At 71.5% G+C, this 26,870-nt stretch carries 23 protein-coding genes; 7 read left to right on the top strand and 16 right to left on the bottom strand.

All coding sequences use genetic code 11. The features are described 5' to 3' along the window. Nucleotides 1-259: 259 nt before the first annotated feature. The 7 genes from truB to rimP all read right to left on the bottom strand — a co-directional run bounded on the left by truB (nt 260) and on the right by rimP (nt 7,230). Nucleotides 260-1,165 carry a tRNA pseudouridine(55) synthase TruB gene (gene truB, locus IE153_RS36450; RefSeq protein ID WP_189593977.1) on the bottom strand — a complete coding sequence of 302 codons (906 nt, stop codon included), beginning with the start codon at nt 1,163-1,165 and terminating at the stop codon, nt 260-262. After that, nucleotides 1,162-1,614, bottom strand: coding sequence for a 30S ribosome-binding factor RbfA (gene rbfA, locus IE153_RS36445; RefSeq protein WP_185012189.1), 453 nt, complete (start codon nt 1,612-1,614; stop codon nt 1,162-1,164). Before rbfA ends, truB begins: the two co-directional genes overlap by 4 nt. A gap of 32 nt (nt 1,615-1,646) precedes the next feature. After that, a complete protein-coding gene (locus IE153_RS36440; protein ID WP_097221188.1) occupies nt 1,647-1,940 on the bottom strand; it encodes a DUF503 domain-containing protein in 294 nt (97 codons plus the stop codon). A 133-nt stretch (nt 1,941-2,073) separates the two neighbouring features. Continuing rightward, nucleotides 2,074-5,184 (bottom strand): translation initiation factor IF-2, encoded by a 3,111-nt coding sequence (gene infB / locus IE153_RS36435; protein ID WP_189593976.1) that lies wholly within the window; start codon nt 5,182-5,184, stop codon nt 2,074-2,076. Nucleotides 5,185-5,329: 145 nt separating this feature from the next. Next, nucleotides 5,330-5,626: a YlxR family protein gene (locus IE153_RS36430; protein WP_078885411.1), complete on the bottom strand. Its 297-nt coding sequence runs from the start codon at nt 5,624-5,626 to the stop codon at nt 5,330-5,332. Between the two features lie 102 nt (nt 5,627-5,728). Then, nucleotides 5,729-6,727 carry a transcription termination factor NusA gene (gene nusA, locus IE153_RS36425; protein ID WP_031111413.1) on the bottom strand — a complete coding sequence of 333 codons (999 nt, stop codon included), beginning with the start codon at nt 6,725-6,727 and terminating at the stop codon, nt 5,729-5,731. Between the two features lie 2 nt (nt 6,728-6,729). Further along, nucleotides 6,730-7,230 (bottom strand): ribosome maturation factor RimP, encoded by a 501-nt coding sequence (rimP, locus tag IE153_RS36420; RefSeq protein WP_031111412.1) that lies wholly within the window; start codon nt 7,228-7,230, stop codon nt 6,730-6,732. Between the two features lie 217 nt (nt 7,231-7,447). Here rimP and IE153_RS36415 point away from each other — a divergent pair, with 217 nt between their 5' ends. The 3 genes from IE153_RS36415 to IE153_RS36405 are packed head-to-tail and all read left to right on the top strand — an operon-like array spanning nt 7,448 to nt 9,396. Next, nucleotides 7,448-7,987 carry a hypothetical protein gene (locus tag IE153_RS36415; RefSeq protein ID WP_189593975.1) on the top strand — a complete coding sequence of 180 codons (540 nt, stop codon included), beginning with the start codon at nt 7,448-7,450 and terminating at the stop codon, nt 7,985-7,987. Then, entirely contained in the window at nt 7,984-8,448 is a 465-nt protein-coding gene (locus IE153_RS36410; RefSeq protein ID WP_185012185.1) for a ferritin-like domain-containing protein, read from the top strand. Before IE153_RS36415 ends, IE153_RS36410 begins: the two co-directional genes overlap by 4 nt. Nucleotides 8,449-8,496: 48 nt before the next feature. Next, on the top strand, nt 8,497-9,396 hold the full coding sequence (locus tag IE153_RS36405) for an aminoglycoside phosphotransferase family protein (protein ID WP_189593974.1): 900 nt from the start codon (nt 8,497-8,499) through the stop codon (nt 9,394-9,396). A 155-nt stretch (nt 9,397-9,551) separates the two neighbouring features. Here IE153_RS36405 and IE153_RS36400 read toward each other — a convergent pair whose 3' ends face one another. The 4 genes from IE153_RS36400 to IE153_RS36385 all read right to left on the bottom strand — a co-directional run bounded on the left by IE153_RS36400 (nt 9,552) and on the right by IE153_RS36385 (nt 14,908). Then, entirely contained in the window at nt 9,552-11,252 is a 1,701-nt protein-coding gene (locus tag IE153_RS36400; RefSeq protein WP_189593973.1) for a proline--tRNA ligase, read from the bottom strand. A 72-nt stretch (nt 11,253-11,324) separates the two neighbouring features. Next, entirely contained in the window at nt 11,325-11,855 is a 531-nt protein-coding gene (locus IE153_RS36395) for a GNAT family N-acetyltransferase (RefSeq protein WP_189593972.1), read from the bottom strand. Between the two features lie 91 nt (nt 11,856-11,946). Next, nucleotides 11,947-12,795, bottom strand: coding sequence for a GNAT family N-acetyltransferase (locus tag IE153_RS36390; RefSeq protein ID WP_189593971.1), 849 nt, complete (start codon nt 12,793-12,795; stop codon nt 11,947-11,949). A gap of 115 nt (nt 12,796-12,910) precedes the next feature. After that, nucleotides 12,911-14,908: a tail fiber domain-containing protein gene (locus IE153_RS36385; protein WP_189593970.1), complete on the bottom strand. Its 1,998-nt coding sequence runs from the start codon at nt 14,906-14,908 to the stop codon at nt 12,911-12,913. A gap of 187 nt (nt 14,909-15,095) precedes the next feature. Between IE153_RS36385 and IE153_RS36380 the strand changes: the two genes are divergently transcribed. Beyond that, entirely contained in the window at nt 15,096-15,317 is a 222-nt protein-coding gene (locus IE153_RS36380) for a hypothetical protein (protein ID WP_189593969.1), read from the top strand. A 64-nt stretch (nt 15,318-15,381) separates the two neighbouring features. Here IE153_RS36380 and ispG read toward each other — a convergent pair whose 3' ends face one another. The 4 genes from ispG to IE153_RS36360 all read right to left on the bottom strand — a co-directional run bounded on the left by ispG (nt 15,382) and on the right by IE153_RS36360 (nt 21,302). Further along, nucleotides 15,382-16,539, bottom strand: coding sequence for a flavodoxin-dependent (E)-4-hydroxy-3-methylbut-2-enyl-diphosphate synthase (gene ispG, locus IE153_RS36375; RefSeq protein ID WP_031103460.1), 1,158 nt, complete (start codon nt 16,537-16,539; stop codon nt 15,382-15,384). Nucleotides 16,540-16,707: 168 nt separating this feature from the next. Continuing rightward, on the bottom strand, nt 16,708-18,012 hold the full coding sequence (locus IE153_RS36370) for a M50 family metallopeptidase (RefSeq protein ID WP_498063516.1): 1,305 nt from the start codon (nt 18,010-18,012) through the stop codon (nt 16,708-16,710). Further along, nucleotides 18,009-19,265, bottom strand: a complete 1,257-nt coding sequence (gene dxr, locus IE153_RS36365) for a 1-deoxy-D-xylulose-5-phosphate reductoisomerase (protein WP_189593968.1) — start codon at nt 19,263-19,265, stop codon at nt 18,009-18,011. Before dxr ends, IE153_RS36370 begins: the two co-directional genes overlap by 4 nt. A gap of 96 nt (nt 19,266-19,361) precedes the next feature. Then, nucleotides 19,362-21,302, bottom strand: a complete 1,941-nt coding sequence (locus tag IE153_RS36360) for an acyl-CoA dehydrogenase family protein (protein WP_189593967.1) — start codon at nt 21,300-21,302, stop codon at nt 19,362-19,364. A gap of 348 nt (nt 21,303-21,650) precedes the next feature. Between IE153_RS36360 and IE153_RS36355 the strand changes: the two genes are divergently transcribed. The 3 genes from IE153_RS36355 (at nt 21,651) to IE153_RS36345 (ending at nt 26,100) form a co-directional block, all read left to right on the top strand. After that, a complete protein-coding gene (locus IE153_RS36355) occupies nt 21,651-22,664 on the top strand; it encodes a LacI family DNA-binding transcriptional regulator (protein WP_189593966.1) in 1,014 nt (337 codons plus the stop codon). Nucleotides 22,665-22,759: 95 nt separating this feature from the next. Next, nucleotides 22,760-24,802 carry a glycoside hydrolase family 31 protein gene (locus tag IE153_RS36350; RefSeq protein WP_189593965.1) on the top strand — a complete coding sequence of 681 codons (2,043 nt, stop codon included), beginning with the start codon at nt 22,760-22,762 and terminating at the stop codon, nt 24,800-24,802. Between the two features lie 110 nt (nt 24,803-24,912). Further along, on the top strand, nt 24,913-26,100 hold the full coding sequence (locus IE153_RS36345) for a sulfotransferase family protein (RefSeq protein WP_189593964.1): 1,188 nt from the start codon (nt 24,913-24,915) through the stop codon (nt 26,098-26,100). A gap of 31 nt (nt 26,101-26,131) precedes the next feature. On the opposite strand, the gene IE153_RS36340 is transcribed toward IE153_RS36345, so the two are convergent. After that, nucleotides 26,132-26,845, bottom strand: a complete 714-nt coding sequence (locus tag IE153_RS36340) for a glycoside hydrolase family 12 protein (RefSeq protein ID WP_189593963.1) — start codon at nt 26,843-26,845, stop codon at nt 26,132-26,134. Nucleotides 26,846-26,870: the final 25 nt, after the last annotated feature.

Here is a 26,870-nt window from a genome sequence, read left to right as displayed (position 1 = left end):
GAGCCTCCCCGCCGTACACCCGCGCCCTTGTGTTCGACAGTAGGGGCGGGATGATCAGCGGGACAGATCACTCTGCGAAAGCGCCCCCTTCCGCTCCCCCGGTTCACTCCGAGCGCCCGCTCGGACGGGTGAAGGAGAGGGGGCGGCTGGATACACCCTAGGGGTGGGGGGAACCGAGGGGGGACCGTGGAGCGGCGGCAGTGGAGGTACCTCGTGGCCGCCGCTCCACGGGCGGACACCCGGCCCCCCGTTTCCTCCGTCAGGCGAAGACGGCCAGGCTCTTGGCCTTGCCCCGCTGCTCCTCGACGAGCGCGAGGAAGCGGCCCTCGGGGTCGAAGACGGCGACGGGGCCGCCGCCCGCGTACGTCTCGGGCATCTCCAGCCGCACGCCGTTGGTGAGCAGCTTGGCCCGCCGGACGTCGACGTCCCAGCGGGGGAACGCGGCCGTGGCGGCCTCGGCGATGGGCATCACGGTCAGCTCCTGCTGGAGCTGGTCGAGCGTGCGGGCCGCGTCCAGCTTGTAGGGGCCGACGCGGGTGCGGCGCAGTGCGGTGAGGTGACCGCCCACACCCAGGCCGGCGCCCAGGTCACGGGCCAGGGCCCGGATGTAGGTGCCGGAGGAGCAGACGACCGAGACGACCAGGTCGAGTACGGCCGTGCCGTCGTCGGCGACGGCGTCGCGGACGTCGTACACGCCGAAGGAGGAGACCGTGACGGGCCGGGCCGGGATCTCGAACTCCTCGCCCTCACGCGCCCGCTTGTAGGACCGCACACCCTTGATCTTGATGGCGCTGACCTTGGACGGCACCTGCATGATGTCCCCGGTCAGCTCGGCGATGCCGGCGTCGATCGCGTCGCGGGTGATCTTGGAGGCATCCGTCGAGGAGGTGATCTCCCCCTCGGCGTCGTCCGTCAGGGTGTTCTGCCCGAGCCGGATGGTGCCCAGGTACTCCTTCTCGGTCAGCGCGAGGTGGCCGAGGAGCTTGGTGGCCCTCTCGACGCCGAGGACGAGGACGCCCGTCGCCATCGGGTCGAGGGTGCCGGCGTGCCCGACGCGTCGTGTCCTGGCGATGCCGCGCATCTTGGCGACGACGTCGTGCGAAGTGAAGCCCGACGGCTTGTCGACGATGACAAGGCCGTCGGGCGTGGTGTGCTTCTGGGTCATTCGGCGCTGTCGTCCGTCTCGTCGTCCTCTTCGGGCTTGCGGTACGGGTCGGCCTCGCCGGCGTACTTGGCGCCCGCGGACGCCTCGCGCACCTTCTCGTCGGACTGGCGCGCCTTGTCGAGGAGGTCCTCGATGGTGCGGGCGTTGTCCGGGAGGGCGTCCATGACGAAGGCCAGGGTCGGCGTGAACTTCACACCGGCGGCCCGGCCCACCTCGGAGCGCAGGATGCCCTTGGCGCTCTCCAGGCCGGCGGCGGCCGCCGCACGCTCCTCGTCGTCCCCGTACACCGTGTAGAAGACGGTCGCCTCCCTGAGGTCACCCGTGACCCGGGTGTCCGTGATGGTGACGTGCGAGCCGAGCCGCGGGTCCTTGATCCCGCGCTGCAGCTTCTGGGCCACCACCTCTCGGATGAGGTCCGCCAGCCTCTTAGCCCGCGCGTTGTCGGCCACTGGTCCGTCTCCTTAAGTGCTTACTCGTTGCTTCAGTCTTCGTCGCTGTGGAGCCTGCGTCGAACCGAGAGCAGTTCGACCTCGGGCCGCCCGGCGACGAGCCGCTCACAGCGGTCCAGTACGTCGGTGAGGTGCCCCGGCTCCCCCGAGACCACTGCGAGCCCGATCTCGGCCCTGCGATGGAGGTCCTGGTTCCCCGTCTCCGCCGCACTCACCCCGTACTTGCGCTGGAGTTCGGCCACGATCGGGCGGACGAGAGAGCGTTTCTCCTTGAGCGAGTGGACGTCGCCGAGGAGCAGATCGAAGGACAGAGTCCCCACGTACATGTGTGTATCCGGATGTCCCGCCGGTTCGGGGTACGGGCGCCACGCTTCGACGCGAATACGGGAACCGTACACGCAACGGCCGGGGCCGATCGACGGAATAAGTCCCGTCGATCGGCCCCGATCGTGACTCAGGTCAGACGCGCGGCTTCTCGCGCATCTCGTACGTCGCGATGACGTCGTCGACCTTGATGTCGTTGAAGTTGCCGAGGTTGATACCGCCCTCGAACCCTTCGCGGATCTCGGTGACGTCGTCCTTGAAGCGACGCAGACCCTCGATGTTGAGGCTCTCCGCGACCACCTTGCCGTCGCGGATGAGGCGCGCCTTGGTGTTGCGCTTGACCTCGCCGGAGCGGATGAGAACACCCGCGATGTTGCCCAGCTTGGACGACTTGAAGACCTCGCGGATCTCCGCCGTACCGAGCTCGACCTCTTCGTACTCCGGCTTGAGCATGCCCTTGAGGGCCGCCTCGATCTCCTCGATCGCCTGGTAGATGACCGAGTAGTACCGGACGTCGACACCCTCGCGCTCGGCCATCTGCTGCGCACGCCCGGCGGCGCGCACGTTGAAGCCGATGACGATGGCGTCGGAGCCCATGGCCAGGTCGATGTCGGACTCCGTGACCGCACCGACACCACGGTGCAGGACGCGGATGTCGACCTCTTCGCCGACGTCCAGCTGGAGCAGCGAGGACTCGAGCGCCTCGACGGATCCGGAAGCGTCACCCTTGATGATCAGGTTCAGCTGCTGGACCTCGCCGGCCTTCAGCACCTTGTCCAGGTCCTCCAGCGACACGCGGCGCGTGCGCTTGGCGAACGCGGCGTTGCGCTCACGGGCGGCGCGCTTCTCGGCGATCTGACGGGCCGTACGGTCCTCGTCCACCACCAGGAAGTTGTCGCCCGCACCCGGGACGTTGGTCAGGCCGAGGACCTGAACCGGCGTCGACGGGCCGGCCTCGGCAACGCTGTTGCCGTTGTCGTCGTGCATCGCCCGGACTCGGCCGTACGCGTCGCCGACCACCATGGTGTCGCCGACCCGCAGCGTGCCTCGCTGGACGAGGACCGTCGACACGGCACCACGGCCGCGGTCGAGGCGGGACTCGATCGAGATGCCCTGCGCGTCCTGGTGCGGGTTGGCCCGCAGGTCGAGCGAGGCGTCGGCCGTGAGGACCACGGCCTCCAGCAGGGAGTCGATGTGCAGACCCTGCTTGGCGGAGATGTCGACGAACATGGTGTCGCCGCCGTACTCCTCGGCCACCAGGCCGTACTCGGTCAGCTGACCGCGCACCTTGGTCGGGTCGGCGCCCTCGACGTCGATCTTGTTGACCGCGACGACGATCGGGACCTCGGCGGCCTTGGCGTGGTTGAGCGCCTCGACCGTCTGCGGCATGACGCCGTCGTTGGCCGCGACGACCAGGATCGCGATGTCCGTCGACCGCGCACCACGGGCACGCATGGCGGTGAACGCCTCGTGACCCGGGGTGTCGATGAAGGTGATCTTGCGCTCTTCTTCGTTGACCTCGGTCGCGACCTGGTAGGCACCGATGTGCTGGGTGATGCCGCCGGCCTCGCCCGCGATGACGTTCGTCTTGCGGATGGCGTCGAGGAGCCGGGTCTTACCGTGGTCGACGTGACCCATGACGGTGACGACGGGCGGGCGGACCATCAGGTCCTCCTCGTCGCCCTCGTCCTCGCCGAACTCGATGTCGAAGGACTCGAGGAGCTCGCGGTCCTCCTCCTCCGGGCTGACGATCTGAACCGTGTAGTTCATCTCGCCGGCGAGGAGCTGGAGCGTCTCGTCGGAGACGGACTGCGTGGCCGTGACCATCTCGCCGAGGTTCATCATGACCGCGACGAGCGACGCCGGGTTGGCGTTGATCTTCTCCGCGAAGTCGGTGAGCGAGGCACCGCGCGACAGGCGAACGGTCTCGCCGTTGCCGCGAGGCAGCATCACACCGCCGACCGACGGGGCCTGCATGGCCTCGTACTCCTGGCGCCTCTGCCGCTTCGACTTGCGACCACGACGCGCGGGACCACCGGGACGGCCGAAGGCACCCTGCGTGCCACCACGGCCACCGGGACCGCCGGGACGACCACCGAAGCCGGGACGGCCACCGCCGCCGGGACCACCGGGACGACCGGCGAAACCGCCGCCACCGCCACCGGGACCACCGGGACGACCGGCGAAACCGCCACCGCCGCCACCGGGACGACCGGCGAAGCCGCCGCCACCCGGACGACCGCCGCCGCCACCGGGACGACCGCCGCCGCCGGGACCGCGGCCGCCGGGGCCACCGCCACCGGGACGCGGGCCGGCAGCAGGACGCTGCGGCATCATGCCGGGGTTGGGACGCGGGCCGCCGGGGCCGCCGCCGGGACGGGGGCCGCCGCCCTGCGGGCGGGGCATGCCGCCCGGGGTCGGACGCGCGCCGCCCGGAGCCTGCGGACGAGGACCGCCGCCGGCACCCTGCGGACGGGGACCGCCCTGGCCCTGGCCCTGCGGACGCGGGGCACCGCCCGGGGCACCGGGGCCGCCCGGACGCGGGGCGCCGCCCGGACGGGGCGCCTGCGGGCGCGCCATGCCGGTGGAGCCACCAGAGGTGAACGGGTTGTTGCCCGGACGGGGGCCCGCCGGACGGGCACCGGGACGCGGGGCGCCGCCACCCTGACGCGGAGCGCCGGGACGGTCGCCACGGTCACCACGGCCCTGGCCGCCCTGACCGCCCTGGCGCGGAGCACCGGGACGAGGCGACTGGCCGGCCGGACGCGGGGCGCCCGGACGCGGGCCGGAGCCCTGGCCCTGAGAGGCGGCCGGTGCGGCGGGCGTCGACGGGGTCGACGGGGGCGCCGTGAACTCGGGCGCGGACGGAGCCGGGGACGCCGGGGCGGGCCGCGGCGCGGGCTTCGGGCCCGGGGTGGGACGGGGGCCGGGAGCGGCCGGCGCGGACGGAGCCGCGGGCTTCTCTGCGGCGGCCGGCTTGGGGGCCGGCGGGCGCGGGGCGGCCGGACGGGCAGCCTGCGCGGGTGAGGGGGCTCCCGGCTTCGCCGGGGCAGCCTTGCGGGCAGGGGCGGGCTTGCCGCCTCCGCTGCCCTGTTGGAGGGCGTCCGTCAGCTTGCGTACAACAGGCGCTTCGATCGTCGAAGACGCCGAACGGACGAATTCACCGAGTTCCTGGAGCTTGGCCATGACGACCTTGCTCTCGACGCCGAACTCCTTGGCGAGTTCGTAGACCCGGACCTTAGCCACTTCGCTCCTTTGAGGTCCGGGTTGCGTCCGGACCGTCGCTAGTTCATGGGCGTACTCATCGCGTACTCATCGAGTGCTCATCGCAATCTCGACCTGCTTTCGACTCGCGAGGTACCTAGCCGCACGGGGTTCCGTACGGCACGTCTTACCGTGTTGCCTGCTCGGCAACTGTTGTCTGCTCGACGTATCGGCGCAACGCCTTTGTGTCGAGCGGTCCCGGGACGCGCAGTGCCCTCGGGAACGCCCGGCGGCGTACCGCCTGGTCAAGACAGACCGGTGCGGGGTGTACGTACGCACCCCGGCCGGGCAGCGTACCGCTTGGATCAGGAACGCATGCGTCCTTGATCGTCACGATCCGCAACAGTTCGGCCTTGGCCGCTCGCTCCCGACACCCCACACAGGTGCGTTCAGGGCATGCTCGGGCACGCGTCCGGCCAGACACCTTTAAGTCTACCTCCCCGTGCGCGCCTCACCCCTTTGGGGCAGGATTCGAACAGTTGGCGCGCATGAACCTGTCGTGATCTGAACGGCCCGCGGCTTGGATCTATTCCTCGGAGCCGTTCCCGGCCGGTTCCGTGTCCGGGCGGATGTCGATGCGCCAGCCGGTCAGCCGGGCCGCGAGGCGGGCGTTCTGCCCCTCCTTGCCGATGGCCAGGGACAGCTGGTAGTCGGGCACGGTCACCCGGGCCGACCTGGTCGCCATGTCCACGATCTCCACCTTGGAGACGCGGGCCGGGGACAGCGCGTTCGCCACCATGTCGCCCGGGTCCTCCGACCAGTCGACGATGTCGATCTTCTCGCCGTTCAGCTCGCCCATGACGTTGCGTACACGGCCGCCCATGGGGCCGATGCAGGCGCCCTTGGCGTTCAGACCGGAACGGGTGGACCGTACGGCGATCTTCGTACGGTGACCGGCCTCACGGGCGATCGCGGCGATCTCCACCGAACCGTCGGCGATCTCCGGCACCTCCAGGGCGAAGAGCTTCTTCACCAGGTTGGGGTGCGTGCGCGAGAGGGTGACGGAGGGCCCGCGGACGCCCTTGGCCACCCGGACGACGTAGGAGCGCAGGCGCATGCCGTGCGGGTAGGTCTCCCCCGGCACCTGCTCCTGCACCGGCAGGATGGCCTCGAGCTTGCCGATGTCGACGAGCACGTTCTTCGGGTCGCGGCCCTGCTGGACCACGCCGGTGACGATGTCGCCCTCGCGGCCGGCGTACTCGCCGAGCGTCGCGTCGTCCTCGGCGTCGCGCAGGCGCTGCAGGATGACCTGCTTGGCCGTGGTCGCGGCGATACGGCCGAAGCCGGACGGGGTGTCGTCGAACTCGCGGGCCTCCTGGCCCTCCTCGAGGTCGTCGGGGTCCTCCTTCGCCCACACGGTCACATGGCCGGTCTCCCGGTTGAGCTCCACGCGCGCGTGGCGGCGGCTTCCCTCGGTGCGGTGGTAGGCGATGAGGAGGGCCGACTCGATCGCCTCGACCAGCAGGGAGAAGGAGATCTCCTTCTCCCGAACCAAGCCCCGCAGGGCGCTCATGTCGATGTCCACGGCTACGCCTCCTCTTCCTTCTTGTTGTCCTTGCGGCTGAACTCGACCTGGACACGCGCCCGGACGATGTCGTCGAAGGCGATTCTGCGCGCGGTGGCCTTGCGGCCCTTCACTCCGGGCACCTCGGTGTCGACACCCTCGTCGTCGACCTTCAGGATCCTGGCGACCAGCTCGCCGCCCTCGGACAGCTGGAACTTCACCAGCCGGTCCGTGGCGCGGACGTAGTGCCGGTGTTCCGTGAGGGGGCGCTCCGCGCCCGGGGTCCCGACCTCGAGGGTGTACTCGCCCTCGCCCATCGCGTTCGTCTCGTCGAGCTTCGCCGAGAGCGCGCGGCTCACATCGGCGATCAGATCCAGGTCGGCGCCCGTGTCCGAGTCGACGACCACGCGCAGCACACGCTTGCGTCCGACGGAGTCCACTTCGATCTCTTCGAGGTCCAGGCCCTGAGAGGTGACGAGCGGCTCCAGCAGTTCTCGCAGCCTCTCGCTCTGGGTGGTGCTCATCCGGGTGACTCCTCGGCCGCGTGTGCTGTTGTGGGATGGGGCGCGTGTCTGGTCAAAGGGTATCCGGTCGCGGGGAGTGTTGCCGTCCACCCGGTCACGAACGGTGCCGCTGAGTGATGCCGGGCGGAGGCCCGGGTACCGTGATCACGGGCATGCAGCCCTTGCACTCCCTCCTTTCTCGCATGTTTCTCGAAACGAGCCCCCGAGGACGTCTGACGTGCCCTTCCCCTCATCGCCGCGTGCCCGCTCGGGGCCGCGCAGAAGGAGTCTGCTCGCCGTCGCCCCGGCGGCCCTCGCCCTGACGGGCTGCACCGGCGGGGACTCCGGCGGACCGGTCGGCGAGGGCTCGTCGGCGGCGGACCGGGCACGCGCGCGTGCGGCCCGGGACAGCGAGGGCCTGGTGGAGCGCTACGACGCGGTGATCGCCGCCCGTCCGGGGCTCGCGGGCCGGCTGGGGCCGCTGCGCGAGGAGGTCGTACGGCACGCGCGGGCGTTCGGCGGTGGCCGGAAAGCATCGCCCTCGGCGCCCTCTTCCCCCTCTCCTTCGGTGACCTCATCGTCCTCGCCCTCGCCGTCCGCGACCGTGCCGGGGAACGACAAGGACGCCCTCGCCGGGCTCGCCGCGGCGGAGCGGGAGCTCGCCGACCGGCGGACCAAGGCGCTCGGCGGGGTCCCGGGTGAGCTGGCACGCCTGCTGGCGTCGGTGGCGGCGGCCGGGGCGGCGCACGTGTATCTGCTGACGGAGGGTGACGCGTGAGCGAGGAGAAGGACCGGGAGCTGCGCGCCCTGCAGGCGGCGCTGGCGGCCGAGCACGCGGCGGTGTACGGCTATGGCATCGTCGGCGGGAGGATCGGCGACGGGCAGCGCACCGAGGCACGCACGGCGTACGACGCGCACCGGGCGCGCAGGGATGCGCTGGTGCGCGAGGTGAAGGACCTGGGGGGCCGGCCGGTGGCCGCGTCCGCCGGTTACGCGCTGCCCTTCCAGGTACCGGACTCGGCGGCGGCCGTGCGGCTCGCGGCCGAGCTGGAGGACCGGGTGGCGGGGGTGTACGCCGACCTGGTGCGCGCGGCGGGCGGCGGACGGCGGACGCTGGCCGCCGAGGCGCTGCGGGAGGCGGCGGTGCGGGCGGTGCGCTGGCGCGGCGAGAGCGTAGCCTTCCCTGGGCTCGCCGAGCGGGCCGGCACGGCCCCGCCCTCGGCGGCGCCGACGGCGTGACCCGGGCCGGGCACGCACCGCGGACAGCACGAAGGGAACGACTCGCGCATGGTTTTCGAACCGCCGAAGCGTCTGGTCAGGGCGCTCGGTGAGACGGCGCCGGACGGTGACGACTGGCTGGAGAAGCTGCCCGAGGCGGCGCAGCAGGCCGTCGCGCTACGCGAGTTGACCGTGGAGCGGGTGCAGGTGCCCGGCGGGCGCAGCAGCCTGGTCGTCCTGGTGCGGGCCGCCGACGGGACGCCCGCCGTGCTCAAGCTGGCGCCGGGCCGGGCCCGCCCGGAGGCCGAGCGGGCCGCGCTGGCGCACTGGGCCGGGCGCGGTGCCGTGCAGCTGCTCGGGCCCTTCTCCGCGGAGGGGGTCCTGCTGCTGGAGCGGCTGCATCCGGACGTGTCGGTGCGGTCGCTGCCGGAGGCCAAAGCGTTGCTGGAGGCGGCGGGGACGCTGCGGCGGCTGTGGGTGGAGCCCCCCGCCGACTTCCCCTTCGAGACCGTGGCCGACCGGACCGGGCGGCAGGCCGAGGCGATGAGGGCACGGGCCCAGGCCGATCCCGAGGTGGCTCCGCTGGTCGACCTGGCGCTCGCGGCGCGCGAGGAGCTGCTGGCCGCGCCGCCCGAACACCGGCTACTGCACGGCACGTTCCGGCAGAGCAAGGTGCTCGGCGCGGAGCGGATGCCGTGGCTGGCCGTGGGGCCCGACCCGGTGGTCGGCGAGTGCTCCTTCGATCTGGCCCGGCTGGTCCGGGACCGGGTGGAGGACCTGATCGCCCAGCCGTCCGGCGCGGCCACCACCCGGCGCCGGGTGAAGCGGCTGGCCGAGTCCCTGGACGTGGACCAGGAGCGGCTGCGGGGCTGGACGCTGTTCAGGGCCGTGGAGTCGGGTGTGCGGGCGGGGCGGGTCGGACGGCCGCGCGACGCGGAGCTGCTGCTGGAGTTCGCGAGCTGGCTGTAGGGCGTCGGGGCGGACGGCCCGGATGCAACGCCCCGGACCACCGGCCCGGACGTCGTCTCGCGGTACCGGGCGGACTCATTTCGGCCAGTCCGCCCAACCCTGTCGGTGCTGTGCCGTGCGACGTCGGTGCGGTGCCGTGCCGTGCGGCGTCGGTGCTATGCCGTGAGGCGGGCGACGGCCTCCTCGACCGTCAGTTCCTCGCGCTCGCCGGTGCGGCGGTCCTTCAGTTCCACCACGCCGTCGGCCGCGCGCCGGCCGGCCACGAGGATCTTCGGTACGCCGATCAGCTCGGAGTCCGTGAACTTGACGCCCGGGGAGACACCGGGGCGGTCGTCGACCAGGACCCGGACACCGGCCGCGGCCAGCTTCCCGGAGATGTCGAGGGCCAGTTCGGTCTGCAGGGCCTTGCCGGCGGCGACCACGTGGACGTCGGCCGGGGCGACCTCGGCGGGCCAGCACAGGCCCTTGTCGTCGGCGCTCTGCTCGGCCAGGGCGGCCACCGCGCGAGAGACGCCGATGCCGTAGGAGCCCATGGTGACGCGGACCGGCTTGCCGTTCTGGCCGAGGACGTCGAGCTTGAGGGCGTCGGCGTACTTGCGGCCCAGCTGGAAGATGTGGCCGATCTCGATGGCGCGGTCGAGGACGAGGCCCGTGCCGCACTTGGGGCAGGGGTCGCCCTCCTGCACGACGACGACATCGACGTAGGCGCCGACCTCGAAGTCACGGCCCGCGACGACGTTCCTGGTGTGCGTGCCGGCCTTGTTGGCGCCGGTGATCCAGGCCGTGCCCGGGGCGACCCGCGGGTCGGCGATGTACGTGACCTTCTCCAGGCCCCGCGGTCCGACGTAGCCGCGGACCAGGTCGGGGCGGGCCGCGAAGTCCGTCTCGGTGACCAGTTCGACGGTGGCCGGGGCGAAGTGCGCCTCGACCTTGTCCATGTCGACCTCGCGGTCGCCGGGGACGCCGACGGCGACGATCTCGCCGTCGACCCTCACGAGGAGGTTCTTCAGCGTGGCCGAGGCCGGGACGCCGAGGGAGGCGGCGAGGGTCTCGATGGTGGGGGTGTCGGGGGTCGGGATGTCCTCGGCGGCCGGCACGTCCGAGGCGTCGACGGACGTCAACTCGTACGTGATCGCCTCGGTGTTGGCGGCGAAGTCGCAGTTCGGGCAGTCGGCGAAGGTGTCCTCGCCGGCCTCGGCGGGGGCGAGGAACTCCTCGGACTTGGAGCCGCCCATGGCGCCGGCCGTCGCGGCGCAGATGCGGTAGTCGAGGCCCAGGCGCGCGAAGATCTTCTGGTAGGCCTCGCGGTGCAGGGCGTAGGACTTGGCGAGGCCCTCGTCCTCGGTGTCGAAGGAGTAGGAGTCCTTCATCAGGAACTCGCGGCCACGCAGGATGCCGGCGCGGGGGCGGGCCTCGTCGCGGTACTTGTTCTGGATCTGGTAGAGGATGACGGGCAGGTCCTTGTAGGAGGACGCCTGGTCCTTCACCAGGAGGGTGAAGATCTCCTCGTGGGTGGGGCCGAGGAGGTAGTCGCCGCCCCGGCGGTCCTGGAGGCGGAACAGCTCGGGGCCGTACTCCTCCCAGCGGCCGGTGGCCTCGTAGGGCTCGCGCGGCAGGATGGCGGGGAGCAGGACCTCCTGGGCGCCGACGGCGTCCATCTCCTCACGGACGATCCGCTCGACGTTGGCCAGCACCTTCTTGCCGAGGGGCAGCCAGCTCCAGATGCCGGCGGCGGTACGGCGTACATAGCCGGCGCGGACGAGGAGCTTGTGGCTGAGGACCTCGGCGTCGGCCGGGTCGTCGCGCAACGTCTTCGCCAACAACTGGGACATGCGCTGGACCGGTGCGTTCGCCATGGTTCCTCTGCTCCTGCTGCGTGTAGGTGATGCCAGGAGGTTATCCGGGGGGTGCGCGGGGGTGGAAATCGGTTATCCGCGGCGCAGGGGCAGAGGGGCACCCATGACGGCGTACGGCTTCGGCGCGCTGGGGAAGAGGACCTGGCGGGCCAGGTCCTGATAGCCGAGGGAGCGGTACAGCGCGCGGGCGGGGCTGTCGGTGTCGATCGCGGACAGGATCGAGCGCGGTTCGGCGGCGCCGTCGGTGATCGTGGTGATCAGGGAGCGTCCGAGGCCGCGGTTCTGGTACGCGGGGTGGACGTGCAGTTCGGTGATCACGAAGGAGTCGTCGAGCCACTGGTCGTTGCGCAGGGCGCGGAGGTAGGGCTCGACGACGGTGGACCACCAGTGGGTGCGGTCGTTGGGCATGCCGTAGACGAAGCCGACGAGGTTGCCGTCGGCTGTGGCGCCGAGGGCGCGGGCGCCCGGGTAGGTCATGTGACGCAGGACGATCTGGCGGCGGACGGCGACTTCGTCGGGGCCCAGGCCGAAGGCCACGGCCTGGACGGCCAGGGCCTCGTCGACGTGGGCGCAGAGGTCGAGTGGGCCGATCACGAGGTCCATGCGGGGAGCCTACAGGGGGGGTTTCGGTTGTCAGCCGAGTGTGGGTTGTACGGGGGTTGCTCGCGCAGTTCCCCGCGCCCCTGAGGCCATTTCAGAACAGGACGCTCATGAAGGCTCCCACTTCCTGGAAGCCCACCCTCTGGTACGTCCGCCTGGCCGCGGTGTTGAAGTCGTTGACGTACAGGCTCACGACCGGGGCGACGTCGGCGAGGGCGTAGCGCAGGACCGCCGCCATGCCGGGGGCCGCCAGGCCGGTGCCGCGGTACTCGGGGGCCACCCACACGCCCTGGATCTGGCAGGCGCGGTCCGTCGCGGCGCCGATCTCGGCCTTGAAGGCGACCTTGCCGTCCGCGTCGAAACGGGCGAAGGCGCGGCCGGAGCCGACGAGTTCGGCGACGCGGGCCTGGTAGAGCAGGCCGCCGTCACCGGCCAGCGGGGAGACGCCGACCTCCTCGGTGAACATCGCCACGCACGCCGGCATGATCGTTTCCATCTCGTCCTTGCGGACGCGGCGGACGTAGGGGTCCGGGGTGATGTCGGCCGGGAGGTGGTCGGCGACCATGAGCGGCTGGTGGCGGCGGACCTCGCGGGCCGGGCCCCAGTGGGGTTCCAGCAGCCGCCACAGGTCGGAGGTGGCGCCGGAGGGGCCGACGATGGAGGAGCAGCGGCGGCCGGCCCGGCGGGCACGGTCGGCGAAGGCGCGGACGGCGCGCGGGCCGGCGCAGATCGGGACCAGGTTGGCGCCGGCGTAACAGAGGGATCTGAGTATGCCGTCCTCGTACCAGCCCCACATCTCACCGCCGAGCCGCCACGGGTCGAGTCCGGCGATCTGCACGCGGGACGTCACGAAGGCGTTCGCGACCGGCTCGCGGTCGAGGACGGCGAGCGCGGCGTCCAGGTCGCTCGGTTCGAGGACCCGTGAGGTCGTCTGGGTCAACACGTGCGGGGGCCTCACACACTGGGGGCGGCTGGTCCCCGCACTGTACCTGGCGTGGCTGGGCGGTGCCGCCGCGCTCGGTGCGGTGACGGCCGGCGGGACGCGCACGGGCCCGGCGTCACCGTTCGTCGAGCCGCTTTCCGAGCCGTCTCACCTCGTCCTGGAGGTCGCCCAGCATCCGGTACAGGGCCTGAACGGCGACGACGGAGACGCCGTTGACGTCGACGGGGTGGATGGTCCGGTCGTCGCCCCCCAGCCCGAGCGCGGCGTACCAGTCCTGCGCCATGGGGCCGAGGTGCCGTACGCCCTCCTCGCCGCGGTAGCTCCAGGTGCTCACCGGCAGTGCGGCGACCGCGCGCAGGACGGCGTGGCCGTCGGTCGGCGGGTGGGTGCCGGCGGCCTCGGTGGGGGCGGCGGGCTCGTGTGGCCAGGTGACGGGAGTGATGTCGCACTTCAGGGCGCGGTCGCTGGAAGCGCCGTTCGCCTCGCCGTAGGTGCCGTACGACCTCGGAGAGCGCGTCCTGTGGGGTCTGAGCCGGTCGATGTCCCGTAGCAGCTCCGCGCCCAGGACGGTTTCGGGGTGCTCGTCGCCCAGTACTCTGCGCAGCGCCGCCACGGCCCCCACGCACAGCGGCCGGGCCCGCTCGGCTCCCTCGGTCTCCAGGGTCGCGATGGCCAGGTTCATGCGGACGCGCAGGCTCTCGGGGTGGTCCTCGCCCAGGGCCCGGCCGGATTCCCGGACGAGTTCCCGGAACAGCGCGACGACCGTTCGCGGACCGTCGACGGTGGCTTTCACCGCCGCGTAGTTCGCCAGCGCCAGCAGCGTCTGGGGGTGCGCCCGGCCGAGGTACCGCTCGCGGTGCGATGCCACGTCCCGGAGGTCGTCGATCGCCGTGACCGGATCGGCGTCCACCCTGCACAGCGCCTCGACCTCGGCGGCCTCGGTGCTGAGGACGTGGTCCGGGCCCAGCAGCCCCTCGCAGTGCGTCCGCACGGCCGTGGCCATGGACAGCGCGTCCTCGGCCGGGCCGCAGCGCTGGATCCAGTGGGCGAGCGAGATGCGGATGCGCAGACTCGTGGGGTGACCGGGGCCGAGCGCCGCTTCGGCGTCGTCCGCGAGACGGGTGAGCAGGTCGCAAGCTTCGTTGTGGTGACCCATGCGTGCCGTGGCCCAGGCGTGGGAGTGACGTGCGGCGAGTGCGGTCGGGTCGTCGGGGCCGAAGGCCTTGATGACGTCGGGCAGCAGCTGGTCCAGCTCGATGTGCGCGTGGATCCAGTTGCCCGAGCGCCCTCCCGTGCGGGCCATGCCCCAGCGGGCGAGCAGCCAGAGGGTGCGGTCCTGGTCGGGCAGCGCTGCTTCGTGGTGCGCGGTCCGGGCGTAGAGCCGGTTGGACTCGTGCCAGCGGCCCATGTGCCCGAGCCAGAGCGCCTTCCGCAAGGCGGCGAGCCGGGTGAGGATGTGATCCGGGCCCAGATGGTGTGAGCAGTCCGCGAGCAGGTCGGTCGTCAGCTCCAGGGCGCGGCGGACGTCCTGGGTGTTGCCGGTCCAGAACGCGAGCGCGTGCCGGGCGGCCAGGGTCTTGGCGCTCGATGTGCCGAACTCCGCCTCGGCACCGGCGGCGAGGCGTGCGGCTGCGTCCCGGGCCAGTTCCGGTTCGCAGGCGGCGCTGAGCCGGGCGACGGCCTGGGCCAGTGCGTCGAGCCGCTCCTGTCCGGCCGGCCAGACCGCGAACTCCTGTGCCGACGAGCAGGCCAGTACGGCGTCGGCCGCGCCGTCCCAGCCGCCGATCCAGGTGTCCGCCGACAGCCGCGGCGCGAACTCCTCGCCCGGTCTGCGGGAGGTCTGCTGGTCGCGGAGGTTCTGCCAGGACGTCTGCCAGTGGGCGTGGTCGATCTCCAAGGTGTGGCCGTTGGCCCTGGCGAGGTTCTCGATGCAGGTGAGGAGCGTCTGGACGGTCGCCCAGTCGCCGTTGCCGACGCCTGCCTCACGGTCTCTCCGATAGCCGTAGAGGGTCTCGCGCCCGATGGGGATGGCCCGGACCACCTGCGCGACGGTGACCTCGCCCTCGTCCATGAGCCGGGCGAGCTCCGCCCGGAAGTGCCGCCAGGTCTCCACGGTGCCCTCTCGACGACCGGTCCGGGACAGGTGTCCATGGTGTCCGGGCGTCCGGGAGGGCGTCCAGCGGATCGCACCAGTCCGGATCCGGTGTCCCGGACGTCCGGGTTTTCCCCGTCCGGGGTCGGCGCGCGGTGCACTCGTCCCAGGTGCCCGGCAGAGCTGCCGGGCGGTTCAGGGAGGTGCCGTGTTCCGCTTTGTCGCCGGTCCGTTCGACGGTTCGCCGGTCGTCGCCCTCGTGGCTCTCGCCGTACTCACCGGGCCGGTGCTGCTGCGGCAGCTGCTGCTGTTCCTCGGCTTCCGGTGGGCGCTGCGCGGGGCGCGGCAGGACGCGTCGCGGGTGTCGCTCTTCCGCATGTACTCCGCGGCCCTCACGGCCCGCCGCGTACGCAGGGCCCGCCGCCGGTGAGCGGGAGCCTCGGCCGACGGCGGGGAGGGCGGCCCGTGCCCTCGCCCCGGAGATCCCCGCGCGGTCAGCCCGCGACCGCCACCGACGGCTCGCCCGAGGTCACGCCGTCCGCCTCCATCTGCTCGGCCAGCTTCATGGCCTCTTCGATGAGGGTTTCCACGATCTTGGACTCGGGGACGGTCTTGATGACCTCGCCCTTGACGAAGATCTGGCCCTTGCCGTTGCCGGAGGCGACACCGAGGTCGGCCTCGCGGGCCTCGCCGGGGCCGTTCACGACGCAGCCCATGACGGCGACGCGGAGCGGGACCTCCATGCCGGTGAGGCCGGCCGTGACCTCTTCGGCCAGCTTGTAGACGTCGACCTGGGCGCGGCCGCAGGAGGGGCAGGAGACGATCTCGAGGCCGCGTTCCTTGAGGTTCAGGGACTCCAGGATCTGGATGCCGACCTTGACCTCCTCGGCGGGGGGCGCCGAGAGCGAGACGCGGATCGTGTCGCCGATGCCCTGCGAGAGCAGCGCGCCGAAGGCGACCGCCGACTTGATCGTGCCCTGGAAGGCCGGGCCCGCCTCCGTGACGCCGAGGTGCAGCGGGTAGTCGCACTGGGCGGCGAGCTGCTTGTAGGCCTCGATCATGACGACCGGGTCGTTGTGCTTGACGGAGATCTTGATGTCGCGGAAGTCGTGCTCCTCGAAGAGCGACGCCTCCCACAGGGCCGACTCCACCAGGGCCTCGGGGGTCGCCTTGCCGTACTTCTGGAGCAGGCGCCGGTCGAGGGAGCCGGCGTTGACGCCGATGCGGATCGGGGTGCCGTGGTCCCGGGCCGCCTTGGCGATCTCCTTGACCTTGTCGTCGAACTGCTTGATGTTGCCGGGGTTGACGCGGACGGCCGCGCAGCCGGCCTCGATCGCGGCGAAGACGTACTTCGGCTGGAAGTGGATGTCGGCGATGACCGGGATCTGCGACTTGCGGGCGATGGTCGCGAGGGCGTCGGCGTCGTCCTGCGTCGGGCAGGCGACGCGGACGATCTGGCATCCGGAGGCCGTGAGTTCGGCGATCTGCTGGAGCGTCGCGCCGATGTCGGAGGTGCGCGTCGTGGTCATCGACTGCACCGAGACAGGGGCGTCTCCGCCGACGGCCACGGATCCGACCTGGATCTGGCGGCTCTTCCGGCGCTCGGCGAGCTTGGTCGGAACGGACGGCATGCCGAGAGAAATCGCAGTCATCTGCTGTGCAACCCCAAGTCGTGGATCAAGGTCCGGTCCCGTGAGCAGCGGGCTCCGAGCTTCGAGATTACGGCACATGCCTCGGCGCGAGCACATCCCACCCACCGTGCCACTCAATGGGAGGCGGCCCGGCGAAAAGCATGCCGGGCCGCCACGAACGCCGTATGACTAGGAGATTCTCACCGGGTTAACCACGTCGGCGATCAGGACCAGGATCGTGAAGCAGATGAAGATCCCGGCGACGACGTAGGCGACCGGCATGAGCTTCGCCACGTCGAAGGGGCCCGGGTCCGGCCGGCGCAGCACCCGGGCGATGTTGCGGCGCAGGGACTCCCACAGGGCTCCCGCGATGTGGCCGCCGTCGAGCGGCAGCAGCGGGAGCATGTTGAACAGGAACAGGGAGAGGTTGAAGCCGGCGACCAGCATCAGGGCCATGGCCAGCTGCTGGGTGGGCGGGATGTCGAGGGTGAAGATCTCGCCGCCGACGCGGGCCGCGCCGACCACGCCCATCGGGGAGTCGGCCTCGCGCTCGGCGCCGTCGAAGGCCGCGTTCCACAGCGCCGGGACCTTGCCGGGGAGGGCTGCCAGGGAGTCGACGGCCTCGCCGATCCGGTCGCCCATCCAGGTCACCGAGTCGCCGAAGTCCTGTTTGACCACGCCGGTGGCGGCGCTGAAGCCGAGGAAACCGGCCTGGACGTACTGGCCCTCGACGATCTGGCCGGAGGAGTCCTTCTTGGCGACCTGGTTCGTGGCGATCTTCGCGTGCAGGGTGACGTCCCGGCCGTCCCGCTCGACGACGAGCGGCACCTCCTTGCCGGGGGTGGCGCGGATCAGGTCCGACAGCTTGTTCCAGTCGTCGGTCTTCACCCCGTTGAAGGAGACGATCTTGTCGCCCGCCTTGAGGCCCGCCGCGGCGGCGGGTGCGGCCGGGTCGCCCTTCTCGCACTTGCCGCGGTTCTCGTTCTGCGCGATGACGCACTGGGAGACCGAGCTGACCGTGGTCGTCTGCTGGGTGATGCCGAAGCCCATCAGGACGGTGAGGAACAGCGCCACCGCGAGGACCAGGTTCATGAAGGGGCCCGCGAACATCACGATCACGCGCTTCCAGGGGGCGCGCGTGTAGAACATGCGGTTCTCGTCGCCCGGCTTGAGCTCCTCGTAGGCGGCGGTGCGGGCGTCCTCGATCATGCCGCGCCACGGGGAGGTGGAGCGGGCCTCCATCCGGCCGTCGGGGCCGGGCGGGAACATGCCGATCATGCGGATGTAGCCGCCGAACGGGATGGCCTTGACGCCGTACTCCGTCTCGCCCTTGTTGCGCGAGAAGATCGTGGGGCCGAAGCCGACCATGTACTGCGGCACGCGGATGCCGAAGAGCTTGGCGGTGGACAGGTGCCCCAGCTCGTGCCACGCGATCGAGGCGAGCAGGCCGACCGCGAAGAGGACTATGCCGAGGATGAACATCAGGGTCGTCATGCACGGGCCTCCGCCGTCTGTGCCGCCAGTTGCCGGGCCCGGGTCCGCGCCCAGGTCTCCGCTTCGAGGACGTCCGACACGGTGAGTGAGGTTCCCGTACGCGGGGTGCCGTGCTCCTCGACCACCCGGGTGACGGTGTCCATGATCCCGTTGAAGGGCAGTGCGCCCTGGCGGAACGCCTCCACGCACTCCTCGTTCGCCGCATTGAACACCGCCGGGGCGGTGCCCGCGAGCTCGCCCACGTGCCGGGCGAGGTTCACCGAGGGGAAGGCCTCGTTGTCGAGCGGGAAGAACTCCCAGGTCGAGGCCTTGCTCCAGTCGAAGGTGGGCGCCGCGTCGGGCACGCGCTCGGGCCAGCCGAGGCCGATGGCGATGGGCCCGCGCATGTCGGGCGGGGTCGCCTGGGCCAGTGTCGATCCATCCGTGAACTCAACCATCGAGTGGACATACGACTGGGGATGCACGACCACCTCAATGCGGTCGAAGGGAATGTCGTAGAGGAGGTGTGCCTCGATGACCTCCAGACCCTTGTTGACGAGGGTCGCGGAGTTGATCGTGATGACCGGGCCCATGGCCCAGGTGGGGTGCGCGAGGGCGTCCTCGACGGTGACGCCGGCGAGCTCGGCCTTCGTACGGCCGCGGAAGGGGCCACCGGAGGCGGTGACGACCAGCTTGCGGACGTCGGCGCGGGTGCCGGCGGCCAGGGCCTGGAAGAGGGCGGCGTGCTCGGAGTCGACCGGGATGATCTGCCCGGGCTTGGCGAGGGCCTTGACCAGCGGGCCGCCGACGATGAGCGACTCCTTGTTGGCGAGCGCGAGGGTGCGGCCCGCCTCCAGGGCGGCGAGGGTCGGGGCGAGTCCGATGGAGCCGGTGATGCCGTTCAGGACGGTGTGGCAGTCGGAGGCCGCGAGCTGTGTGGCGGCGTCCGGGCCGGTGAGGAGCTCGGGGAGCGGCTCGCTCGTGCCGTACTGCGCGGTGAGCGCCTCGCGCAGGGCGGGTACGACGTCCTCGCGGGCCACCGCGACCGTGCGCACGCGCAGCCGGTACGCCTGCTCGGCGAGGAGCGCGACCCGGCCGCCGTTGGCGGACAGGCCGGTGACCCGGAACCGGTCCGGGTTGCGCAGCACGAGGTCGATGGCCTGGGTGCCGATGGACCCGGTGGAGCCGAGGATCACCACGTCCTTCGGGCCACTTCCCGCTACGGGGTCGTAGACGAGGTGGGGATCGGCGAGGGGGGCTGGACTGTCGCTCATTCCTCCATTGTTGCCGTAAGGCCGGTGTGTGAGGACAGCGCATCCCCCTCCTGGGGGCGCGCGCCATGACGGTGCACGCCCCCAGGAAGGCCGGGCCTACCTGATCGGCCGGTGGACGTTCTCCCGCTGCGACGGACCCGGTGTCGCGTCCGCGATCCAGGGGCCGTCGCCCGACGGGTCGACGATGCCCTGCTCCAGCCACTCGTACGTGCCGGACAGGACGCCCTTGACGACCTTGCGGTCGAGGTCGTCGGTGTTGGTCCACAGGCGGGTGAAGAGCTCCTCGACGCGGATCCTGGCCTGGCGGCAGAAGACGTCGGCGAGCTGGTAGGCCTCACGGCCGTGGTCGCCCTGGCTGCGCAGGAGTTCGGCCCGGACGCAGGACGCGCTCATGGCGAACAGCTCGGCGCCGATGTCGACGATCCGGCCGAGGAAGCCCTGCTTGGTCTCCATCCGGCCCTGCCAGCGGGACATGGCGTAGAAGGTGGAGCGGGCGAGCTTGCGGGCGGTGCGCTCGACGTAGCGCAGGTGTCCGGAGAGGTCCACGCCGTGCTTGAACTCGCCGTAGGAGGCGGGGAGCTGGCCGGGTCCCGCGACCAGTTTAGGCAGCCACTTGGCGTAGAAGACGCCCGCGTTCGCGCCCGCCCTGGCCTTGTCGCCGAGGGACTTCTCGGGGTCGATGAGGTCGCCGGCGACCGAGAGGTGGGCGTCGACGGCCTCGCGCGCGATCAGCAGGTGCATGATCTCGGTGGAGCCCTCGAAGATGCGGTTGATGCGCAGGTCGCGCAGGAGCTGCTCGGCGGGGACGCCGCGCTCGCCGCGGGCCCTCAGGGAGTCGGCCGTCTCGAAGCCGCGGCCGCCGCGGATCTGGACGAGTTCGTCGGCCATCGTCCAGGCCATCTCGGAGGAGTACAGCTTGGCGAGGGCGCCTTCGATGCGGATGTCGTTGCGGTCCTCGTCGGCCATCTGCGAGGCCAGGTCCGTCACGGCCTCCAGGGCGAAGGTGGTGGCCGCGATGAAGGAGATCTTGGAGCCGACCGCCTCGTGGTGCGCGACGGGCTTGCCCCACTGCTCGCGGGCCGCCGACCACTCCCGGGCGATCTTCAGGCACCACTTGCCGGCCGCGACACAGGAGGCCGGCAGGGAGAGCCGCCCGGTGTTGAGCGTGGTCAGGGCGATCTTCAGGCCCTGGCCCTCCTCGCCGACGCGGTTGGCGGCGGGGACGCGGACCTGGTGGAAGCGGGTGACGCCGTTCTCGATGCCGCGCAGGCCCATGAAGGCGTTGCGGTTCTCGACGGTGACGCCCGGCGAGTTCGTCTCCACGACGAAGGCCGTGATGCCGCCGCGGTGGCCCTCGCTCTTGGGGACCCGGGCCATGACGACCAGCAGGTCGGCGACGACGCCGTTGGTGGTCCACAGCTTCACGCCGTCGAGGACGTAGTCGTCGCCGTCCGGGATCGCGGTGGTGGCGAGGCGGGCCGGGTCGGAGCCGACGTCGGGCTCGGTGAGCAGGAAGGCGCTGATGTCCGTGCGGGCGCAGCGCGGCAGGAAGCGCTCCCGCTGCTCCTGGGTGCCGAACAGTTTCAGGGGCTGGGGCACGCCGATCGACTGGTGCGCGGAGAGCAGCACGCCGATCGCGGGGCTGGCGGAGCCGGCCAGGGAGAGCGCCTTGTTGTAGTGCACCTGCCCGAGGCCGAGCCCGCCGTACTTGGTGTCGATCTTCATGCCGAAGGCGCCGAGCTCCTTCAGCCCGTCGATCACCTCGTCGGGGATGCGGGCCTCGCGCTCGATGAGGCCCCCGTCGACCTTCGTCTCGACGAAGTCGCGGAGCTTGGCGAGGAACTCCTCGCCGCGCTGCGCCAGCTCTTCGTCCGGGAGGGGGTGGGGGTGGATGAGGTCGAGCCGGAAGCGGCCGAGGAACAGCTCCTTGGCGAAGCTGGGCTTGCGCCAGTGCTGTTCCCGGGCGGCCTCCGCCACCTCACGGGCCTCCCGCTCGGTGACGGCGGGACGGGAAGAGGGGGTGGTGGAAGCGGACATGAGGGGCACCTCGCCGCAACTAGAAGATGGAGGACCGTTTCGTTACCGACCAGTGCTACTGGATCGTTGGTACCCGAATCCGGACGCTCCCACCAGTCCTCGCGCGTCCGTTCAGCCGAAGGGGGCGCGGCAGGCCCGGCACTTGTCGCAGGCCTGACGACGGTGTTGCATCGAGGTGCCGTCCCGGGGGACGAGTCCCGCCCTGAGAGCGCTCCGGGAAATCCGCATCGAAGCGCTTCGACAACCTATGGACACCCACTCCTGCTGGAGCTACTGTCGAACCACCCTCCCCCACCCTTATCAGCTACGCGCACTGTCGAAGCGCTTCACAAGAGCTTGGAGAGCTGGATGGTCACCCTCGCCGAGGTCGCCCAGCACGCCGGAGTCTCGGCGAGCACGGTGAGCTATGTCCTCAGCGGCAAGCGGTCCATCTCCGCGAACACCCGGCAGCGGGTCGAGCGGAGCATCCGCGAGCTCGGGTACCACCCGAACGCCGGGGCCCGCGCCCTGGCCAGCAGCAAGTCGAACATCATCGCGCTGATGGTCCCACTGCGCACGGACATGTACGTGCCGGTGATGATGGAGATCGCCATCGCCGTGGCGACCTCCGCCCGCGCCCACGGGTACGACGTGCTGCTGCTCACCGGTGAGGAGGGGCCCGACGCGGTGCGCCGCGTCGCGGGCAGCGGGCTCGCCGACGGGATGATCCTGATGGACGTCGAGCTAGACGACGAGCGGCTGCCGCTGCTGCGCGCGACGGACCAGCCGTCCGTGCTGATCGGTCTGCCCGCCGACACCTCGGGCCTGACCTGCGTCGATCTGGACTTCCGGGCGACAGGCGCGCTGTGCGTGGAGCACCTGGCCAAGCAGGGGCACCAGGACATCGCCGTCATCGGGGAGGCCCCGGCCGTCTACGAGCGGCACACCGGTTTCGCCGAACGCACCCTCGACGGACTCAGGACCCGTTCGCGGGAGCTGGGCGTGCGGCTGCTGCACCGGCCGTGCGAGGGCGGGTACGACGCGATGGCCGTGACGCTCGCCCGGATCCTCGACGAACGCCCGGACACCTCGGGGCTCATCGTGCAGAACGAGTCGGCGGTCGAGCCGCTGCTCGCGCTGCTGCGCCAGCAGGGCCGGGCCGTGCCGGAGGACGTGTCGGTGGTCGCGATCTGCCCCGACCAGGTCGCGATGCAGGCCTCGGTGCGGCTCACCTCGGTGGCCATCCCCGCGCAGGAGATGGGCCGGCACGCCGTGGACCAGCTGGTCGCCAAGCTCGAGGGGCGCGGCAGCGACGAGGTCGTGCTGCTCGCGCCCGAGCTGACGGTACGGGGCAGCACGGGGCCGGCACCGAGCCGGTCGTAGCCACTCCCAGCCACTGAGTCCTCCTCACTCACGGCCACTGAACAGCGCCCCTTCCGGGGCACCCCCATGTCTGCTTCCGCACAGGAGCCCGCCTCGTGAATCAGCCTGCTGAAACCCAGCCCCAGGTGAGCCTGGCGCAGTCCTCCCCGACCGTCGGCACGTTCCGCGAGCGGGACGGCGCACTGGAGTGGAGCGGCCGCCAGGAGACCGTACGGATCGAGCCGTGGGGTCCGGACGCGGTCCGGGTGCGTGCCCGGCTCGGCGGCCCGGTCCTCGAGGGGCTCCCGGGCGCGCTGCTCGCCGAGGCCCCCGCGACCCCCTCCACGGTGAAGACCGAGGACGGCCGAGGGCAGCTGACCGTCGGCGCGCTCACCGTCGAGGTGAGCGCCGAGGGCCTGATCCGCTTCCTGCGCACGGACGACTCCGCCGAGATCCTCGCCGAGGACCGCGCCCACTTCTGGTGGCCCGGCTCCCGCCTCTACACGGCCGTCGGCAACGGCCACCACCGCCTGGAGCAGCGCTTCGCCGCCTACGACGACGAGAAGCTGTACGGCCTCGGCCAGCACCAGCACGGGCGCCTGGACCAGAAGGGCCTGGTGCTGGACCTGATCCAGCGCAACGCCGAGGTCGGCATCCCGGTGCTGACCTCCAGCCGCGGCTACACCCTGCTGTGGAACAACCCGGCGATCGGCCGCGTGGAGCTGGCGCACAACGGCACCCGCTGGGTCGCCGACTCGGCCCGGCAGATCGACTACTGGATCACGGCGGGCGACCCGGCCGGCGGCCAGCGCCGCTACAGCGCGGTGACCGGCCGCAGCCCGATGCTGCCTCAGTGGGCGGCGGGCTTCTGGCAGTGCAAGCTGCGCTACCGCACCCAGGACGAACTGATGGCGGTGGCCCGGGAGTACAAGCGGCGGGGGCTGCCCATCTCGGCGATCGTCTGCGACTTCTTCCACTGGACGCACCTCGGCGACTGGAAGTTCGACCCGAAGGAGTGGCCCGACCCGGCGGCGATGGTGCGGGAGCTGGAGGAGCTCGGCATCAAGCTGGTGGTGAGCGTCTGGCCGTCGGTGTCGCCGCTGAGCGAGAACCACCCGGTCCTGGAGCAGCGCGGCTGGTTCATCGGCACCCAGTACGGCCCGATGGCACACGCCGACTGGCCCGACAAGGAGGTCGCCTCCACGGTCCAGGTCGCCTTCTACGACGCCACCAACCCGGACGCCCGGGAGTTCGTGTGGTCGAAGGTGAAGGAGAACTACCTCGACCCGTACGGCATCACGGCGTTCTGGCTGGACGCCTGCGAGCCGGAGCTGAAGCCGGGCTTCCAGGAGAACCTGCGCTACTGGGCGGGCCCGGGCCTGGAGGTCGGCAACGCCTACCCGGCGGAGAACGCCCGCACCTTCTACGAGGGCCTGGCCGCCACCGGCGAGGAGGAGATCGTCACCCTCAACCGCTCGGCGTGGGCGGGCAGTCAGCGCTACGGCGCCGCCCTGTGGTCCGGTGACATCGGCACGGACTTCCCCACCCTGCGCCGCCAGATCGCGGCCGGCCTCAACACGGCCCTGTCGGGCATCCCGTGGTGGAACACCGACATCGGCGGCTTCCACGGCGGCGACCCGGACGACCCGGCGTACCGGGAGGTGATGGTCCGCTGGTTCCAGTTCGGCGCGCTGTCCCCGCTGATGCGGCTGCACGGCTTCCGCGACCCGGGCATGCCGCTGGGCCCGGAGATGACCGGCGGCCCGAACGAGGTGTGGTCGTACGGCGAGGAGGCCGGGGCGATCCTGGAGCGGTACCTGCGCCTGCGCGAGCGGCTGAAGCCGTATGTGCTGGACGTGATGCGGGCGGCCCACGAGGAGGGCCTGCCGGTGATGCGGCCGCTGTTCCTGGAGTTCCCGGACGACCCGGCGACCTGGTCGGTCGACGACTCCTACCTGTTCGGCCCGGACCTGCTGGTCGCGCCGGTGCTGACGGCCGGCGCCACCGCCCGTACGGCGTACCTGCCGGCCGGGGCGTCCTGGACGGACGCGTGGACGGGTGAGACGTACGAGGGCGGCCGGGCCGTGACGGTCGACGCCCCGCTGGACCGCATCCCGCTGTTCCTGCGGGACGGGGCACGGCTGCCTGTAGCGGAGTAGCCGTGTCGGAGGGGATGGCCGGATCGATGGAGGTCTTCCGGCCATCCCCTTTCGCTCGATCGGCCAACTTCCGTTCAGTGCAAGCGAGTTCCAGGGGGTAGGTTTTCCGCGTGTCCTCGACTCCGCTCGCCCTCACCCTCGCCGACCTGGCGCTGCGGCCCGCCTTCGGCTCCCGCGGGAACCCCGGCCGGATCTTCGACCGCATCGCGGTGGAGACCGGTGAGGCGCCGGGGGACGGGGAGTTCGTCGACGGCTTCCGGGCCCTGCTGGGCTGGTGGGCGAAGGCCGAGCACCTCACTCCGGTGGGTTGGCAGGCCGCGCAGGGGCACGTCCGGAGGCATCTGGCCAACCGGGCGCGGGTGCGGCGGCTGATCGCCGAGCACCCGGAGATCGAGCGGGAGCCGATCGAGCGGCCCGTGTTCGTCGTGGGGCTGCCCCGCACCGCGACCACCGTCACGCACGCGGCGCTGTCCGTCTCCGACGAGCACCGCAGTCCGCTGCTCTGGGAACTGCTCGCGCCCGACCTGGAGTTGCCGCCCCGGCAGCGGCGGCGGGCGATCACGGCCGGGCGCCGGATGGTGCGGGGCACGGACCTGTTCGCGCCGCGCTTCCGCGACATCCACGCGATGGCCGCCGAGGGTCCTGAGGAGTGCACGTTCGCGCTGCCGCACGCCCTGATGCCGTTCTCCCAGGCGCGCATTCCCGCGTACCGGGAGTGGCACTGCGCGCGGGACTTCACCGCCGACTACCGGTACCTCAAGCAGGTCTACCAGGTGCTCCAGCACGGCCGTCCGCGGCGGCGCTGGATGCTGAAGTCCCCCATGCACCTGGAGAACCTGGACGCGCTGCGCACGGTCTTCCCGGACGCCACGATCGTGTGGTGCCACCGCGACCCGGTCACCGTCGTGGCGTCCTTCTGCTCCCTGATCGAGCACGGCATGGCCGTCAGCACCCGCCCCGTCGACCTGACCGGCATCGGCGCCACCTGGCTGGGTCTGCTGAGCCGGGCCATGACGCGGGGTCTCGCGGCCCGGGCCGCCATCCCCGCGCAGCAGCTGGTGGACGCCCCGTACGCGTGGCTCGGCTCCGATCCCGCGACCGGCGCCCCGAAGCTCTTCGCGGCCGTCGGCGCCCGGTGGACCGAGGCCGACGCGGCCCGGCTCCCCGCGGCCGTCGCACGCCCCAAGGGCATCCGCAAGCACACCTACGACCTCTCCCGCTACGGCCTGACCCGCGACCAGGTCGAGTCGGCCTTCGCGGACTACAACGTGCTGCGGGCCGAGGCCGACCGCGCCTGACGGCACGGCCGAGCCCCGGCCCCGCGACGGGTCAGCTGCTGCTGACCGTCAGGTTGTTGGTGGTGAAGTTCAGCCCGCCGGACGACGAGGTGATCTCGTAGCCGAACTGCACGTCACCGATCGTCTCGTTGCCCATCCACTTCTTGGTGTCCTTGATCCACTTCAGGATCGGCAGGATGTTCACGGTGCCGGAGCTGGAGTTGGAGGTGCGGATGAACGAGAACACCTCGTTGGCCCCGTTGGTGCCCTTGAAGACGTTCCAGGAGTGGCCGCCGAGGCTGACGCTGCCCTGCGAGGTGCCGATGGGACCGACGGCTCCGGTCTTGTTGACCCAGAGCATGATCTCGTAGTCGTGGTCCGTGTCCCAGATGTCGTACGACGTGTTGTACGCGCCGGACGACGGGACGCTGACGTTGTAGCTGCTGGACAGCGAGGTCAGCGAGGTGATCGACTTGTTGATCGCCTTCGTCTGGTTCGGGTAGGACTTGATGCCGCCGGTGTTGGGGTGGCTGGCCCAGACACCCCAGTTGGTGCCGGAGTTGGCCCAGATGCACTGGCTGCCGGCGCCGGAGCCCCAGATGTTGTTGTAGAGCGTGTAGCCGTTCAGGTTGGTCTGGCCCCACTGGTCGCAGGAGTTCCAGACGGCGGCGGAGGCGGGGGCGGAGGCGAGGCCGACGGTGGCGCCGAGGGCCAGGGCGGGAGCCAGCAGGGCCTTGGTGACCCGGCTCAGCGTGCTTGATGCCATGGTGTCCCTTCCATGGGTGGGGGGG

Origin of the sequence: Streptomyces massasporeus (genome assembly GCF_014648995.1) — a bacterium.
GTDB classification, from domain to species: Bacteria; Actinomycetota; Actinomycetes; order Streptomycetales; family Streptomycetaceae; genus Streptomyces; species Streptomyces massasporeus.
The sequence above is the reverse complement of the archived record's forward strand: the minus strand, read 5'-3'. Positions and strand labels throughout refer to the sequence as shown.